Annotated in this window: 14 protein-coding genes; 4 read left to right on the forward strand and 10 right to left on the reverse strand. The window is 71.1% G+C overall.

The features are described 5' to 3' along the window. Positions 1-3: 3 nt before the first annotated feature. Positions 4-1065 carry a hypothetical protein gene (locus tag AB0877_RS15500; RefSeq protein WP_366609262.1) on the reverse strand — a complete coding sequence of 354 codons (1062 nt, stop codon included), beginning with the start codon at positions 1063-1065 and terminating at the stop codon, positions 4-6. Between the two features lie 315 nt (positions 1066-1380). Here AB0877_RS15500 and AB0877_RS15505 point away from each other — a divergent pair, with 315 nt between their 5' ends. Further along, on the forward strand, positions 1381-2109 hold the full coding sequence (locus tag AB0877_RS15505; protein WP_366609263.1) for a cellulose binding domain-containing protein: 729 nt from the start codon (positions 1381-1383) through the stop codon (positions 2107-2109). A 55-nt stretch (positions 2110-2164) separates the two neighbouring features. Here the strand turns inward: AB0877_RS15505 and AB0877_RS15510 are convergent, their stop codons facing one another. The 4 genes from AB0877_RS15510 to AB0877_RS15525 form a co-directional block, all read right to left on the reverse strand. Further along, positions 2165-2962 (reverse strand): SAM-dependent methyltransferase, encoded by a 798-nt coding sequence (locus AB0877_RS15510; protein WP_366609265.1) that lies wholly within the window; start codon positions 2960-2962, stop codon positions 2165-2167. A 129-nt stretch (positions 2963-3091) separates the two neighbouring features. Beyond that, positions 3092-3748 (reverse strand): response regulator transcription factor, encoded by a 657-nt coding sequence (locus tag AB0877_RS15515; protein ID WP_357198724.1) that lies wholly within the window; start codon positions 3746-3748, stop codon positions 3092-3094. Then, positions 3745-5040, reverse strand: a complete 1296-nt coding sequence (locus AB0877_RS15520; protein ID WP_366609268.1) for a histidine kinase — start codon at positions 5038-5040, stop codon at positions 3745-3747. The genes AB0877_RS15515 and AB0877_RS15520 overlap by 4 nt, the downstream gene beginning before the upstream one ends. Before the next feature lie 42 nt (positions 5041-5082). After that, complete coding sequence (locus tag AB0877_RS15525; protein WP_366609269.1) at positions 5083-7113, reverse strand: serine hydrolase domain-containing protein; 2031 nt, start codon at positions 7111-7113, stop codon at positions 5083-5085. Positions 7114-7360: 247 nt separating this feature from the next. Between AB0877_RS15525 and AB0877_RS15530 the strand changes: the two genes are divergently transcribed. Then, on the forward strand, positions 7361-8044 hold the full coding sequence (locus tag AB0877_RS15530) for a hypothetical protein (RefSeq protein WP_366609271.1): 684 nt from the start codon (positions 7361-7363) through the stop codon (positions 8042-8044). On the opposite strand, the gene AB0877_RS15535 is transcribed toward AB0877_RS15530, so the two are convergent. Further along, the gene (locus AB0877_RS15535; RefSeq protein WP_366609273.1) at positions 8041-9405 is read right to left on the reverse strand and encodes a serine/threonine-protein kinase; all 1365 of its coding nucleotides are present in this window, start codon (positions 9403-9405) and stop codon (positions 8041-8043) included. The genes AB0877_RS15530 and AB0877_RS15535 overlap by 4 nt on opposite strands. Positions 9406-9461: 56 nt before the next feature. Here AB0877_RS15535 and AB0877_RS15540 point away from each other — a divergent pair, with 56 nt between their 5' ends. Further along, entirely contained in the window at positions 9462-10010 is a 549-nt protein-coding gene (locus AB0877_RS15540) for an RNA polymerase sigma factor (protein ID WP_366609274.1), read from the forward strand. 156 nt (positions 10011-10166) lie between these two features. Next, on the forward strand, positions 10167-12236 hold the full coding sequence (locus tag AB0877_RS15545; protein ID WP_366609275.1) for a PQQ-dependent sugar dehydrogenase: 2070 nt from the start codon (positions 10167-10169) through the stop codon (positions 12234-12236). 29 nt (positions 12237-12265) lie between these two features. Here AB0877_RS15545 and helR read toward each other — a convergent pair whose 3' ends face one another. The 4 genes from helR to AB0877_RS15565 all read right to left on the reverse strand — a co-directional run bounded on the left by helR (position 12266) and on the right by AB0877_RS15565 (position 15926). After that, entirely contained in the window at positions 12266-14401 is a 2136-nt protein-coding gene (gene helR / locus AB0877_RS15550; RefSeq protein ID WP_366609277.1) for an RNA polymerase recycling motor ATPase HelR, read from the reverse strand. Between the two features lie 154 nt (positions 14402-14555). Then, complete coding sequence (locus tag AB0877_RS15555; RefSeq protein WP_366609278.1) at positions 14556-14936, reverse strand: YccF domain-containing protein; 381 nt, start codon at positions 14934-14936, stop codon at positions 14556-14558. Positions 14937-14985: 49 nt separating this feature from the next. Next, on the reverse strand, positions 14986-15600 hold the full coding sequence (locus tag AB0877_RS15560; RefSeq protein ID WP_366609280.1) for an STAS domain-containing protein: 615 nt from the start codon (positions 15598-15600) through the stop codon (positions 14986-14988). Continuing rightward, positions 15597-15926, reverse strand: coding sequence for an STAS domain-containing protein (locus AB0877_RS15565; protein ID WP_366609282.1), 330 nt, complete (start codon positions 15924-15926; stop codon positions 15597-15599). Before AB0877_RS15565 ends, AB0877_RS15560 begins: the two co-directional genes overlap by 4 nt. Between the last annotated feature and the right edge of the window lie 93 nt (positions 15927-16019).

The following is a 16019-nucleotide window of genomic DNA, read 5'->3' on the forward strand; positions in this document are numbered from 1 at the left end:
GCGTCAGTCGACGGTCGGCGGAGCCGTCCTCGCTGCCTCGGCGAGCGCTGCCGCCGCGCCGGCGTACGGGTTGTAGCTGTAGGTGCGTGGCAGGCCGCTCGGCACCGTGAAGTACGCCGCCGCCAGCTTCGCCGGGTCGCTGGCGATCTCGCCACGCGCGGCGGCGTCGTTGCCGTCGTCCCAACCCCAGGGCGCGTTGGCCGAGTTGGTCGAACAACTCCAGGTACCGACGCCGCAGTCGCCGGACGTGTCACCGGCGAAGGTGCCGAGGCTGGCGAAGAGGCTCGTGTTGGACCGCTGCGCCCACAGGCCACCGGTGGCGAAGATGTCGATCAGCTGATACCGCACGTCCCGGTCGTTGCCGCTGCTCGGAGTCTCGGCGAGGGTCGACGGGTAGTAGACCAGGCCGTCGCCGTTGATGTCGTACTGCGGGTGCGCCTTGAGGCCGTGCCCCTGCGCCTCCTGCGCCGTCACCGGGTGCTGGAACGTGTCGTGCGGTGACGCCTGGAACCTCAGGGTGCCGTCGACGCTCTCCCCGCCGCTGGTCCAGGTGCTGCCGGTCGGCGTGTAGGAGAAGAAGTCACTGTGCGCGACGGTGACAGCCGAACGGAGAACGCCGTACGTGGAGCCGTCGCGTTCGATCGCGAACAGCACGCCCTCGCCGTCGTTCTCGTGCTCGGTCTCGAAGAACGGGTGGTCGGTCCAGTCGCGAGGGTGGAAGAAGAAGTACGTGATGTACCAGTGGGTGCTCGTCTCCACGACGGAGTAGTACGCGTACGCGGCGAGTGAGGTGCCTGCCTGGCCGGCCCGTTCCCAGTTGTTGCGTCCGTCCAGGTCGCCGTCGAAATCGACCCGGGTGACGTAGTCCGACTGCCCGCTGAGGGCGTGGCTGCCGGTGGCGTCGACGTCCTGGTAGTGGATGGGCGCCCAGCGGAGAGCCAGTTCGGCCCGGCTGACGGCGGCGTCGGCGGGACTGGGTGCGGCCAGCGCGGCGGTCGTCAGCACCACAGCGATCAGTAGCCTCACTCCCCGGGGTCGCCGGTTCGTGCTGTTTGCGTCGAGCATGGTGTGCTCCCGTATCCAAAGGAATAGATCCCGATGGATCATTCTCGAGGCGAGCGCCCGGCGGATGTCGGTTCGGCGACCAGAAAGCGGACGGTGCTCGACGACTCCGGGATCGGCTTGTATCGATGCTGGTCGACTGCCATGCTGTGATTCGGTCGTGCTCGGGGAGCCAGCGCGCACCCGATCTCCTCCGGTCCGCGAGGCGCGCGAGGTGGCCCTGTCACCCGTGCCGGGCAGCCTCGTCGATGACCGGAAACCCGAGCGCGCACCGGCTACCACCTCGGTCATCGGTGTCCGCTGACCACGGAGGTTCCGATGCTTCGCATGTTCCTCGCTGTCACCAGCATGGCCCTGGCCACCTGGACCGGGACGACCAGCGGCACCGACGCGACGCCCACCCTGTCGGCCACGCCGTCGCCGTCGCCGACCATTGCCTGCCCGCCGGCCCTGCCGATCACCGGGAGCGTCGCCGGGGTCACCACCACGAGCGTGACCATCTCGTACTCGATCTTCTTCCGGCCGCCCTGCGGCTACGACCCGCCGATGACCGTCAGCCTCTTCGCCAGCCGCGAGGACGCCCAGCAGTGGCGAACGCCGGTGGCCGAGGCCGTTTCCGGGCCGGAGCGCTTCGGTTCGGTGACCATTGGGGGTCTGACGCCCGACACGGAGTACTGGTACCGGTTCAGCGACCCTGACGGCAAGCGCGACCCGTACATGATCGGGCCGGCGCGGACCGCCCCGCTGACCACGTGCCGAGCGACGGCCACGATCGACGCCCGCTGGGGCGGCGGTTTCGTCGCCACGGTCACGGTCCGCAACACCGGGACGCAACCCTTGGATCGCTGGCGCGTCTCCTGGCGGTGGGCCGAGGACGAGCGCGTCCAGACCGTCTGGGGTGGAGTGGTGGAGTCCACCGGCGCCGACGTGTCGGTCCGCAACGCGTCCTACAACGGAGCGCTGGCCCTGGACGGGGCAACGACGTTCGGGCTGCTCGTGACTGCCAGTGCGGTTCCCGACGGGCTGACCATGAGCTGCGCCCGGTGAACGACGTCCGCCCCGCTTCCGGCGCGGCGGCGGGAGCGGGGCGGCGTCGGGTCGGTCAGGGCTTGCGGGCCACGGCCCCGTAGGCGTCGATCCCGACCGCGTCGGCGTCGTCCGGTCGCCACAGGGGGATCGGCACCAGGCCGGGCTCCACCTTGGTCAGCCCGGCGAAGCAGGTGTCGAGCTCCTCCGGGCTGCGCAGGATGTACGGCACTCCGCCGCTCTGTGCCAGCCGTTCGGCACCGGCGACCACGGCGGGGCTGGTGTCGGTGCCGTCCCAGAGCACGAGATAGCTGCCGGACGGCATCGCTGCCATGGTCCGCTCGACGATCGACCGCACCTCGGCCAGGTCGGGCTCGTAGCCCATCACGCCCATGTACATCACGGCGATGGGCTGGCTGAAGTCGAGCGTCCGCGCCGCCTCGGCGAGGATCTTCTCCGGGTCGTGGTAGTCGGCCGGGACGTAGGTGGTGACACCCTCCGACGTCGTGCTGGCCAGCAACGCCCGCGCGTGCACCAGCACCATCGGGTCGTTGTCCACGTAGACGATGCGGGCGTCGGGCGCGATGCCCTGGGCGACCGCGTGCGTGTTCTGCATGCTGGGTAGGCCGGTGCCGATGTCCAGGAACTGCCGGATGCCCGCCTCGGCCGCGAGGTAACGCACCGCCCGTACCAGGAACACCCGGGACTGCTGTGCCATGAGGACGATCTCCGGGTAAACCTCGGCGACAGCGTCGCCGGCCGCCCGGTCGGACTGGAAGTTGTCCTTGCCGCCCATCCAGTAGTTCCAGATCCGTGCCGCGTGCGGCACGTCGGGCTGAAGCTTCGCGGCGAGTTCGGGGTCCGGGCCGGCCATGCCAGGCTCCTATCGAGGGGTCGTCAGCTGGAGGTCACCACAGCGGTACGACCCGGATCGTACTCCGACTGTGTCCACACTCGACCACGGGTGGACCGACCGCCAGCGGGCAGCCGACCAGGGACGCGGTCACCGGTGAACCACCCCGTTCTGGTACGCCCACACGACGGTCTGTAGCCGGTCCCGCGCGCCGATCTTCGTCATGGCACGCCCGAGGTGCGACTTGACGGTGCTGGTCTCGATGAAGAGCCGCTCGGCGATCTCGACGTTCGACAGGCCCTGCGCCAGCAACTCCACGATCTCGGTCTCCCGCGCGGTCAACTGGTGCGCCGCCGCCGCGTCCGAGCGCGGAGCGGGCGTACGCCTGGCGAACTCGGAGATCACCCGACGGGTGACGGCCTGGTCGACGAGCCCGTACCCGCTCGCCAGGCGGCGGATGGCCTCGATCAGCTCCTCGGGCTCACAGTCCTTGAGGATGAACCCGCTGGCGCCGGACTCCAACGCGCCGAAGACGTACTCGTCGAGGTCGAAGGTCGTCACGACCAGGACCGCCGGTGGCGTCCCGCTCGCCTCGGCGACGATCTGTCGGGTCGCGGTGAGCCCGTCGCCGTGCGGCATCCGGACGTCCATGCAGATGACGTCCGGTTGCAGCCGGCGGGCCAGCTCGACGGCGGCGGACCCGTTCGACGCCTCGGCCACGACCTCGATCTCGCCGGCCTGCTCCAGGATGACGCGAAAGCCGGCGCGGACCACCGCCTGGTCGTCGACGAGCATCACTCTGATCATGCTGGGGCCTCCTGCTTCGGACGGGGTACGGCGGGACCGTTCGTCGGGAGCGTCGCGGCGACCGACCAGCCACCGGCCGCCGTCGGGCCGGCGGTGAACGTCGCCCCGATCAGCTGGGCCCGCTCACGCATCCCCACCAGGCCGACGCCACCGGTGCGCGCCGCCGGTACGCGTCGCGGCGCGGCAGGTTCGTTCACCACCTCCAGCGACACCGAGCGCGGCTCGAAGCGGAGCACCACCCGCGCCGCAGCGCCCGGGGCGTGCTGGCGTGCGTTGCTGAGCGACTCCTGCGCGATCCGGTAGAGCGCGACGTCGGCGATCGGCGGCACCTCGCGCTGCTCGCCCTCCCGCACGAACTCCACCGGGCCGGCGAGGGTGCCCGCCGTGCGGACGAGGTCGTCGAGCATTCCCAGCCCCGGCACCGGAGTGGCACCGTCGCCGCCCTCGTGCCCCGGCCTGCCGCGCAGCACACCGACGACCAGCCGCAGGTTGTCCAGGGTCTCTTTCCCCTGGCTCCGGATCCAGGCCACACCGGCCTTCGCGGCGGCCGGGTCCCGGTCGATCAGCCGCTCGACCGCCGCCGCCTGCACGACCATGCCGGAGAGATGATGTGCGGCCACATCGTGCAACTCCCGGGCCATCCGGGAACGCTCCGCGCCGATCGCCGCCTGGACCTTCGTGCGCTGCTCCCGGATCGCCTCGTCCGCCCGCACCCGGACCAACTCCACGTAGCGCCGGTAGGTGGCCACGTAGCCGCCGACGAAGGCCGCGCCGGCGTAGGTCAGGGCGCTCGCCGAGACGTACGCGATGGCCGTCACCAGATCCGGTGTCACCACGACGGCCGCCCCGATCGACTCCACCACCACGACCGCGCCGACGGCCAGCAGCGCACGGCGCACCGGCAGCAACAACCCGACGGTGTACGCCGCGACGAACGGTGCGAGCCCCCGGATGGTCACCTCGGGCAGGGAGATGCCGATGATGGGCAGTTGGAGGCCGACGACGAGCGCGAGGCAGAGCAGCGGGCGGACCCGGCGCAGGCACAGCAGCACCGCCTGCGCGCAGCAGATGGCGACGAGCAGCCAGGCCCGCGCCGGGTCGAACGACACGCCCTCTTCCGGTGCCACGACCCAGAACAGCGCGGTGAGCAGTACGAACGTCAGGCCGGTCAGCGCCGCGGCCAGCAGGCAGTCCCGGTGGAACACGTCGTTCACCCCGAGCCGGGTGAGCCGTCCGTCGAGCCACTTCGTCAGTCGCGGTGTGCCGGGTTCGGTGTCGTCGTGGTCCCTCATGCGGTGCGCATCCTTGCTCCGGATCGTCCCGGGTCGGGCGGGTCAGTAGGAGATGCTAGGCGCGAGCAGGTGGAACTCCACGGCGAACCAGCCCGCACCGGCGAGAGCGAACAGGATCAGGCCGCTGCCGGTGATCCGCCGCCAGCCGAGGTGCCGTCGCACGTCGTCGACGAGCCGGACGGTGGCGGGCAGCACTCCGAGCAGACCGACCAGTTGCAGCACCTGGATGGCGCGCAGCGCGGGCCCGGGAACGTCCTGGAGGCTCATGATGCTGCCGATGCTCAGCACCCAACCGGCGAAGGCGAGCAGCGTGCCGGCGACGGCGAGGCGGCTCAGGATCCGCGCGGTGCGCCCCGCCCGTTCCCGGGGAGCGTGCCCGAGCCGGCGGCGGACGATCGCGCCGACCGGCCAGGACAGCACGGCGAGCAGCAGCACGACGGTGGACAGGGCCAGCACCGGGACGGCCACGGCGGAGGAGCGGGCCGGCGCGACGGGCAGCAACGCCAACGCGGGATCGACACTGATCGCCTCGACCCGGTCGTCGGTCGCCCGCATGGCGATCGTGCGCTGCCCGTCGACCTCGCGCCAGACCCAGGGGGCCACCTCCTCGTAGAGGGCGGAAGAGGCCGACAGCGGGCCCGGGTCGACCAGCAACCGGTCGCCGTCGGTAACGCTGACGGTGGTCCGACCGACCAGCCCGATCGCCGTCAGGAAGTTGCTCCCGATCGCTCGCGACGACTCGTACGTGCCGGCGGCCAGCGCGGCGTGTGCGGTGGTGGTCGCCGGGTCCACGCCGACGGTCTGCTGGTCGGCGGGGGCGGGGAAGTAGCGGTCGGCGAAGCCGTTCACGACCGAATCGCGCAGCTCGTGGCTGTCCAGGGCGCCGGAGCCGTTGCTGTTGAGGGACACGAAGATGCCCGCGCGGTCGTCGGGGTAGATCTGCAGGTGCGAGTGGAAGTACTTGGTGTCGCCGCCGTGGCCGAGGATCCGGTGGCCGTTGCGGTCCTCGGCGAAGAATCCGAGGGTCATCCGGGGCCCGTCGGCGAGCGTGCCCAACGACGTCGCGTCGAGTGCCGGCCGCTGCATCAGCTCACGGGTCGGTTGGTCGAGCAGGGGCGCGAAGCCCACCGGCTCGCCGAGCTGGGCGAGCATGAATCGCGCCATGTCCGTCGCCGGGGCGCTCAGCGCACCGGGCGGAGGCGTGCCGACGATCTCGAACGGCGCGGCAGGCCCGGCGGAGGTGTCGTACCCGTTGGACATCCGGTCGCGCAGCACCGCCGGGAGGGGCTGCGCGAAGGTCGACGACGGCATTCCCGCCCGGTCCAGGACGTTGCGTTGGACGTACTCCTCGAAGCGCGTCCCGCTGACGCGTTCGACGATGTAGCCGGCGAGCGCGTTGCTGTAGTTGGAGTACGCGGGGACGGTGCCGGGCTGGTAGATCTGCTCCGGTGGGTCGGTCATCAGGGCCCTGCGCAGGTTGAGGTCGCTGCTGTCGGTGCCGATGAGGCCGGCGATCCGCTCCTCGAAGCCGGCGGTGTGCGTCAGCAGGTGCCGCAGGGTGACGGCCCGCTCGTGGCGGAGAGGCAGTTCGAAGTCGAGGTAGGTCCTGACGTCGGTGTCGAGGTCGAGCTTGCCGTCCTGCACGAGTTGAAGCACCGCGGTGGCGGTGACGAGCTTCGACACCGATCCCATCCGGAACAGATGGCGGTCCGGGTCGACCGGTACGGCCGGGTTCCCACCGGAGCCGGTGTCGGCGTACCCGTACCCCCGGGTGGTGAGGATCTTGCCGTCGTTCACGACGGCGACAGTGGCTCCCGCGATGCCGGTGCGGTCGAGTGCGGCGGGCAGCAGGCCGTCGAGCCAGGCGTTGACGTCGGTGTCGGTCAGGGCGGCGGAACCCGCCCCGCTCGCGGCGGCCGGTGCCGCCGGAGCGTCGATGGGCGGTGCGGGGTTGTGCTGCGTGGCGCCGCAGCCGGCGAGGCTGACGGCGAGGACGACAGTGCTCGCGAGCACCGCGCCGAGTCGGACGACGGGCCGGTGCCGCCGGAACGGGAGAAGAGAGAGTGGACGCATCGTCTGCCAGTGCCTTCCCAGCGAGCGGGTGTCCGGAGCGGGTCCGTACGGCGTCACCCGTTGCCGTGGAACAAGCCTGTTCGACTGATCGCCCCGAGCCATCTGGCGGGAGACGGCAATGCGCCTACGACTTGAGGAGGAGGGCGGGTGCGCCGATGGTGGGCAGAAGCGCCGCCCCGTGGCGTGAACCACCGCCCGCACCGGTGCATCAAACCCTGTGACAGACCCCGCGGAGGAAGGACCACCCATGCGCGGCAACCTGCTCGTCGGCGCGATGCTCACCCTCACGTTCGTCGCCGGTTGCACGTCACCGGTTGATCGGGTCGGCGGCGACGCCGGGCCCGCCGGCTCTCCGTCCACCAGCGCGAGCCCGCCGAGCTCGTCGGTGTCGAGCGCTCCGGCGACCGGCAGCGCCACCCCGGGTGCTCCGGCCACCCGCACCTCCCGGCCGGCCTCGCCGGTGAGCGAGATCAGGCGGACCGACTGGCCCAACGCGGTCATCCGCGATCTGACGTTCTGCGGCGAGTCCGACGACTCGGTGAAGTTCCGCAACGGCTCCAACGGCTTCGACATCCCCTGCCGGATCCTGCCGAACGGTGCCCGGCCGGTGTACGCCGACTTCGTCACCGAGGAGCCCGCGAACGCGCCGTCGACCGAGGACGCGCTCGTCCTCGTCGAACTGGGCAACCCCGGCGCGGCGCGGCGGCAGGCCCTCGTGCCGGTCCAGCTCTCGTACGACGGCCGAGAGCGGTACGCGCGGCCGGTCATTCTGGGAGACGATTCCAGTCCGTTGGGCGACCGGGTCATGACGTTCGTCTCGTACCGGGTGGTGGACCAGACCGTGCAGGCCACCGTCCGCAAGCTGGACGGCGGTACCGAGACGCGTCGCTGGCGCACTGTCAACTTCGGCGGCGAGTGGGAACGGTACTAGCGTTGCGTGACCCGCGACGTGTCCACTCGCAGCGTGCCGAGGATCTCGTCGGTGCGGTCGACGTCGTCGATCTGCTTGACCTGGACGTACACCCCGAAGGTGCCGGCGGCATCGACCAGGGTGACCTCGCTGAACGACGTTCGGGTGCCCCCGCATCGCGCCCAGTGCCGGACGGTCCCACTGAACGCGGCGACGCTGACCGCCCGACCGGCGACGGGCGTACATCCGCTGTGATCGGGCAGCGCCGGTTGCTCCGCTGGGCGCAGGGCACGGCGCACTCCCACGAAGACCCCCGGTGTCACGCTGTCGACATCGGACCAGTCGCTGAGGTCCGCGCCGACGAGCAGGCCGGGGCGGCGCTCGTCCGGGAGACCGATCACCGCCGGGTCCCAGCCGCCGTCGCGCAGTTGCCGCGCCCAGCCGTCCGGGACGGCCACCGACACAGCGCCGGTGGCGTCATCCACCCGGGTCCAGCCGTGCGGCGCGGTGGAGGCGGTGGCGGATCCGGCCATGACCAGCGTCGCGGCCACGATGCCGACGGCGGCGAGGAGACGGCGGATGCGCCGCGGCGGTGTGCGGGCCGTGAGCTGTCGGCTGACCAGCAGGCCCTCCAACGCCGAGGCGTACGCGGCAGCGGTGGGCCAGCGACGGCCGGGATCGCGATGCAGGGCCCGGCGGACGGCGCGCTCGACGGCGACGGGCACGCGGGGTGCCGCCACCACCGGCTGCCCGGGTGGCGAGCCGGTCAGCATGTGGTGCGTCAGCGCGCCGATCGCGTACACGTCGGCGCGCACGTCGATCCCGCCGCCGGGGACGAGCTGCTCCGGCGCCATGTAGGCGGGCGTGCCGGCGACCACCGTGAACCCGGACGCGTGCGCGAGCGTCTTGGCCAGCCCCAGGTCGGCCACCAGCACCCGGTCGCCGGCCGGGGTGTTGTCGAACAGCACGTTGGACGGCTTGAGGTCACGGTGCAGCACGCCGTTGTCGTGCAGCACCGCCACCGCTCGGGCGATGGCGGCGGCGATCCGCAGCGCCTCGCGCACCGGCATCGGCGCGCCGGTCAGCCGGTCGGCGAGCGTGCCGCCGGCGGCGTACGTCATCACCAGGTACGGCCGGCCGTCGGGCAGCTCACCCACGTCCAACACCCGGACCAGGTGATCGGAGTCGACCTGCCGCATGAACCGGGCCTCCTGGCGGAAGCGCCCCCGGATGTCGGCCCGCTGTGCCCAGTTGTCGGCGAGCACCTTCACGGCCACCGACGAGTGCAGCTCGTCGTCGTACGCCAGCCACACGGTGGCGAACGCACCGGCGCCGACGGGGCGCGCGATCCGGTACCGACCAACCTGCGGCGGAATGGACACGGTCGTATTATCCGGCGACCGGGACTCCGGTGACGCCCACGAGCGGGGGAGCGCGGGTGGTGAAGGAATCTGACACCGAGGAGCTGGCGAGGCGGGCGGCGGCCGGTGACAGCACCGCACTCGACGCGCTGCTGGCCGCGATCGGTCCACGGGTGCTGGAGCAGTGCGGGCGGTTCCTGCCCTGTCGGCAGGACGCGGAGGAGGCCGCGCAGGACGCGTTGTTGCAGGTGGCCCGGCACATTCAACGCTTCGAGGGGCGGTCGCTCTTCTCCACCTGGTTGCACACCGTGGTCGCCAACTGTGCCCGCCAGACCTACCGCTCGCTGCGCCGACGCGCAGCCGAGCGGCCCAGCGCGCTGCTGCCCGTCGACGTGCCCGACCCCCGGACGACGAGCGTCATCGCCGGGTCGCGCCTCGACCTGTTGGACGCGCTGGACCGGCTGGAGGCGCACCGGCCGGAGCTGGCCACGGCCCTCGTGCTCCGCGACCTGTGTCAGCTCGACTACCAGGAGATCGCCGGGCAGCTGGGCATCCCGATCGGCACGCTGAAGTCCCGGATCCATCACGCCCGTCGCCACGTCCGGGAGACGATGCGGGACAGCTGAGCGATGCGTACGGCGTTTCGTGGGTTTGCCCCCGATCGAGAGACATCGTTTGACTTGTGTGACGAATGCATCTTTGATGGTCGATGTGCTTGTTCGGCGTGGTCGGGCGCTTCGTCGTCTGGGTGGGCCGGTCGGTGCCCTGAGCCTGGAGGACTGATGCGAGTCAACCCACTACGCCCACGACGACGGCTGTTGCCGGTGGCGATGGCGGCGGTGACGCTGCTGAGCCTGGCCGTCGGTGTGCCGGCGGCCGCCGCGGCACCGTCGACAGTCGTCGGCGTGGCCAGCGGACGTTGCCTGGACGTGGTCGGCAACGTCAGGACCGCCGGTGCCGGCATCAACATCTACGACTGCAACGGCCAGGCCAATCAGGCGTGGACCCTCACCTCCGCCGGTGAGCTGCGGGTCTACGACGACACGATGTGCCTGGACGTGGTCGGTCAGGACACCACCGCGCCGGCCGCCCTACAGATCAACAACTGCACCGGTGGGGCCAACCAACGCTGGCGGACCACTACCTCGCAGACGATCGTCGGCGTCCAGTCCGGTCTGTGCCTGGACGTGAACGGCGCCGGCACCGCCAACAGCACCACAGTCGGTCTCTGGACCTGCAACGGGCAGTCCAACCAACGGTGGACGACATCCTTCGGCAGCGCCGACAGCCAGCCGCCGACGGCGCCGGGCAGCCCTCGGGTCAGCGGCCTGACCTGCAACTCGGTGACGTTCGCGTGGAACGCCTCGACGGACAACGTCGGCGTGGCCTTCTACGACATCTACCACGACGGCCAGTTGATGACGTCGGTGAGCGGTACGACGCTCTCCACCAACCTGACCGTGGTGGCCGGGGCGACCTGGGGCCTGTACGTCAACGCCCGCGACGCCGCCGGCAACGTGTCGCAGGCGAGCGCCACCGTCTCGATCACTCCGCCGCCCTGTCAGGCCGACAGCCAGCCGCCCACCGCGCCGCAACAGCTCACCGGCACCGCGTCGGGCACCACTGTGACGCTGCGCTGGACCGCGTCGACCGACAACATCGGCGTGCGGGCGTACGACATCTACCGGGCCGGCGCGAAGGTGGGCACGGTCACCGGCGCGCCGCCGGCGACCACGTTCACCGACAGCGGCCTGACGGCGAACACCTCGTACCAGTACTACGTGGTGGCCCGGGACGCGCAGGACAACGCCTCGTCGCGCAGCGGCACCGCGACGGTGACCACCGGCGCGGCGTGCGCCAACCCGGTGTGCGGGGTGCGGCAGGTCACCACCGACACCGACATCCCGTGGGGTCTGGTGACGTTGCCCGACGGCAGCGTGCTCTACAACCGGCGCGACGCGCACGACATCATCCAGCTCAACCCGAGCACCGGGGCCAAGACCAACCTGGGCACCGTGCCGAACGTGCAGAGCACCGACGGTGAGGGTGGCCTGTTGGGGCTCGCCATCTCGGGCAGCTACTCCAGCGACCGTTGGCTCTACATCATGCACACCTCGCCGAGCGACAACCGCATCGTCCGGATCAGGCTGGAGAACGGGCGACTCAACACCGCCAGCGAGCAGGTCCTGCTCAGTGGCATCCGGCGGAACAAGTACCACGACGGTGGTCGCCTGCGGTTCGGCCCGGACGGCAAGCTGTACGCCAGCACCGGCGACGCCCAGAACGGCAACTACGCCCAGGACCGGTCCAGCCTCGAAGGCAAGATCCTGCGGCTCAACCCGGACGGCACCGTCCCCTCGGACAACCCGTTCGGCAACTACGTGTGGAGCTACGGCCACCGCAACCCGCAGGGGCTGGCGTTCGACTCGCAGGGCCGGCTGTGGGAGCAGGAGTTCGGCAACTCGGTGATGGACGAGACCAACCTGATCACCAAGGGTGGAAACTACGGCTGGCCGGCCTGCGAGGGCACCAGCGGCTCTTGCGGCACGGCCGGGTTCATCGCGCCGGCACGCACCTACCCGACCGCCGAGGGCTCCTGCTCCGGCATCACGATCGTCCGCGACGCGCTCTACGTGGCCTGCGCCCGGGGCGCCCGGATGTACCGGGCGGTGATCAGCGGCAACAGCCTGACGAACGTGCAGACGTACTTCAGCGGCACCTACGGCCGGCTGCGGACGGTGGAGCCGGCTCCGGACGGCGGGTTGTGGCTGACCACCACCAACGTCGGTGACAAGGACAGCACCCCGAACAACAGCAACGAGAGGATCCTGCACGTCACGCTCGGCAACTAGGGCGTGTGGGACGGCCTGCGACCCGGCTTTCAGTTGCTGGTCAGGAGCACGAGTTGTTGGGTGGCCCGGGTCATCGCGACGTAGCGGTCGACGGCTCCCGAGACGCCGCTGCCGAACGCCTGCGGGTCGACGAGGACGACCAGGTCGAATTCGAGGCCCTTGGCCTGATCCGGGCTCAGTGACCGGACCCGCGACGTCGGCGCGAAGGTCGGGTCGCCGATCACGCAGGCGATTCCTTCGGCGTGGTCGGCGAGCCAGGTGTCGAGGATCGACCGCAGGTCGGCGGCCGAGCCGTGGACGACGGGGAGCCCGTTGTCGCGGATGGAGGTGGGCACGTTGGCGTCGGGGAGCACGCCCCGGATGACCGGTTCGGCCTGCGCCATGACCTCCGCCGGCGTCCGGTAGTTGATGCTCAACGAGGCCACCGTGACCCGGTCGAGCCCGACCCGCTTGAGGCGTTCCGGCCACGACTCGGTGAACCCGTGCCGGGCCTGGGCGCGGTCGCCCACGATGGTGAAGCTGCGCGACGGGCAGCGGGCCAGCAGCATCTGCCACTGGGCGTCGGTCAGCTCCTGCGCCTCGTCGACGACGATGTGGGCGAACGGGCCGGCCAGCAGGTCCGGGTCGGCGTCCGGCAGCGCGGCGTCGTCGGTCAGGACGTCGCGCAGGTCGGGTTGGCGCAGCATCGACAGCAGGCCCTCGCCGTCGTCGTAGGTGTCGGCGGCGAGCAGCTCGTCGACGACCCGGGCCATGTGCTCGCGTTCCGCTGCGGCGGCCGGGTCGCGCCGCCGGTTGCGGCCCGCCCCCTCCGCGTCGCCGAGCCGTTGCCGGGCCGCGTCGAGCAGCGGCAGATCGGACACGGTCCAGGCCCGGGGCTCGTCGCGCTGCAGCTTGCGGACCTCCTCCGGGCTGAGCCACGGCGCGCATTTGCGCAGGTACGCGGGCACCGACCACAGGTCACCCACGAGATCGGCCGCGTCGAGCAACGGCCAGGCACGGTTGACGGTCGCTCGCAGCTCCCGGTTGCGCAGCAGCGAGTCGCGGAGCACGGCGTCCGGCTCCTCGCCGTCGTACCGGTCGATGAGGATGGTCAGCAGCTCCTCCCAGATCTCCTCGCGCGCCTCGTTGTGCGGGGTGCCCGGACCCGGCGCCTGGAACGCGTCGGCCCAGTCGTCGGCGCTCAGGCGGACATCGGAGTCGCCGACCGTGATCGTCATCGGGGCGACCGGTGGGTCCTCGTAGAACCGGACGGCCGCGTCGATCGCCCGGACCAGCTCGGCCGAGGACTTCAACCGGGCCACCTCCGGGTCGGCGTCGACGGTTGCCGTGGCACCCTCGGCGACGAGGTCGCGCAGGGTGCAGGTCTGCACGTCCTCCTCTCCGAGGCTGGGCAGCACGTCGGCGACGTAGGCCAGGTAGGGCTGGTGCGGCCCCACGAAGAGCACTCCACCCCGGCGTTGACCGAGGCGCGGGTCGGAGTAGAGCAGGTATGCGGTGCGGTGCAGGGCGACGACGGTCTTGCCGGTGCCCGGACCGCCGTCGACCACGAGGGCGCCGGCCGACCCGGCCCGGATGATGGCGTCCTGGTCGGCCTGGATCGTGCTGAGCACGTCGCGCATCCGGGCCGACCGGGCGCCACCCAGGCTGGCGATGAACGCGGACTGGTCGTCGAGCGCGACGGCGTGCCCCACGAACCCGTCCGGGGTGAACACCTCGTCCCAGTAGTCGCTGATCCGGCCGCGGGTCCAGCGGTACCGGCGGCGGCTGGTCAGGCCCATCGGGTTGGCGTGGGTCGCCCCGAAGAACGGCGCGGCGGCGGGGGAGCGCCAGTCGAGGAGCAACCGCCGACCCGTGCTGTCGGTGAGGCCGCGACGTCCGACGTACACCGGCTCGGGGTTGTCCGCCTCGACCACGTGGCCGAGGCACAGGTCCAGCCCGTAGCGGCTCAGCGAGCGCAGCCGAGCCGTGAGCCGGCGGACCTCCTCGTCCCGGTCGACGGCCTGCCGGCCCTTGCCGCCGGGCGCCCGGCGAGCGGCGTCCAGACGGTTGGACAGCTCGGCGTTCAGCTGCGCGAGGCCCCGCGCCATGGCCGCGAAGTGCCGTTCGTCGTGCGCGATGAGCGCCGGGTCGGCCTTCGGGGCGAGGTGATCGGGGAGATCGAACACGGAGGTAGGCAAGGAATCCAATTCATGACTTCCATTTCGGCAGAATCTGGCCTCGGCCGACGATTCTGCGTCATAAACCGGGTCTTGCCGCAAGCCCCCCAGTGCGCTATAAGTTGGAAGTGGCGGGAGACCAGAGGTCTCCCGTTTTCCGTGTTCAGGGCGCGTCGACGACCTCACGGCCGAGCGGCCAGAACGCCGCCGGAACGAGCTTGAAGTTGGCGATGCCGAACGGAATCCCGATGATCGTCACGCAGAGGGCGATGCCCGCGAGGATGTGCGAGAGCGCCAGCCACCAGCCGGCGAGCACCACCCAGAGGACGTTCGCCAGGCCGGAGCCGACGCCCGCGCCCGGCTTGGGCACCACGGTGCGGCCGAAGGGCCACAGCGAATAGACCGCGAGGCGCAGCGAGGCGACGCCGAACGGGATGGTGACGACCAGGACGAAGCAGATCAGCGCGGCGATGCCGTAGCCGGCCGCCAGCACGAGACCTCCGCCGAAGATGAGCCACAGCACATTCAGTACGAAACGAATCATTACTCCAGCATGAAACATGCTCGCCACCCGGTTACCGCGCCCCGTTCCCTCAACGGGGTACGGCCACCACGTGACCCTCGGGGAGGGGCCTTCCGCCACCATCGGAGAGCTGGGCGAGGGCCTCGTCGCGGCTGTCGAAGATCGGAAACGCCTTGTCCAGCCGCATCGTGTGCAGGACCGTGCGGACGAACCGCGACGGCCCGGCGAGGCAGAGCGTGACACCGCGTTCGCGGGCATCACGGTGGGCGCGCACGAGCAGACCGAGGCCGGTCGAGTCGATGATGTGCACCCGGCTCAGGTCGACCACCACATGCCCGCCCACATCGGCCACGTGCCGCAGCGCCGTGCGCAGGTTGTCGCCGGTGTCGAGGTCGATGTCACCGGTGGCGGCGATGACCGTCGTGCCGTCGAGGTGGTCGATGCCGAGGATGCCACCGGGGCCATGCCCGTCGCACGAGGCGTGGCCACCGGTCGAGGCGGGCAGGAGGCTGCAGTGCGGGCAGCGGTGCGGCCCGGTGGCGAAGGGCGAACCGCTCCAGCCGTGCTCGGCCACCAGGGTCCAGACGACCTCGGCGTCGGGGAGCACGCACGCGGTGCCGCGGATGGTCTCGCCACACGTGTCGCAGATCAGGGTCATCAGATACTCGTCCGGGACGACGGTCATGCTGCTGGTCCTTCCTCATTGACGATCGAGAGCACCTGATCCAGCCGGGTGATGTGCAGGATGCGCCGTACCCGGGGGTTCGGATCGCGGACGGTGAGGGCCGCGTCGGCGCAAGTCAGCCGCCGGTGCACGTCGAGCAGCAGGCCGATGGCGGCGGCGTCGAGGTGCTGGCAGTCGGACAGGTCGAGCACGACCTGCGCGGGGCGCAGCGCCAACAGTCGGTCGAACACCGCGCCGACCTCCGGCAGACAGGCCAGATCGAGCTCGGTGACGCGAACCTCGACCAGCGGCAGCGTGTACCTCGCGGGCAGCACCGGCGTCGCCATCGCCGTCCCCCTCTCCGTCGACCCTGCTTCCTCCCCACGGTGCTGGGCGGGGTTGGCGGTCACTGCAAGGCTCTGTGACAGTTGTGTGACAAA

Source organism: Micromonospora sp. NPDC047644 (genome assembly GCF_040704315.1).
GTDB lineage: Bacteria > Actinomycetota > Actinomycetes > Mycobacteriales > Micromonosporaceae > Micromonospora.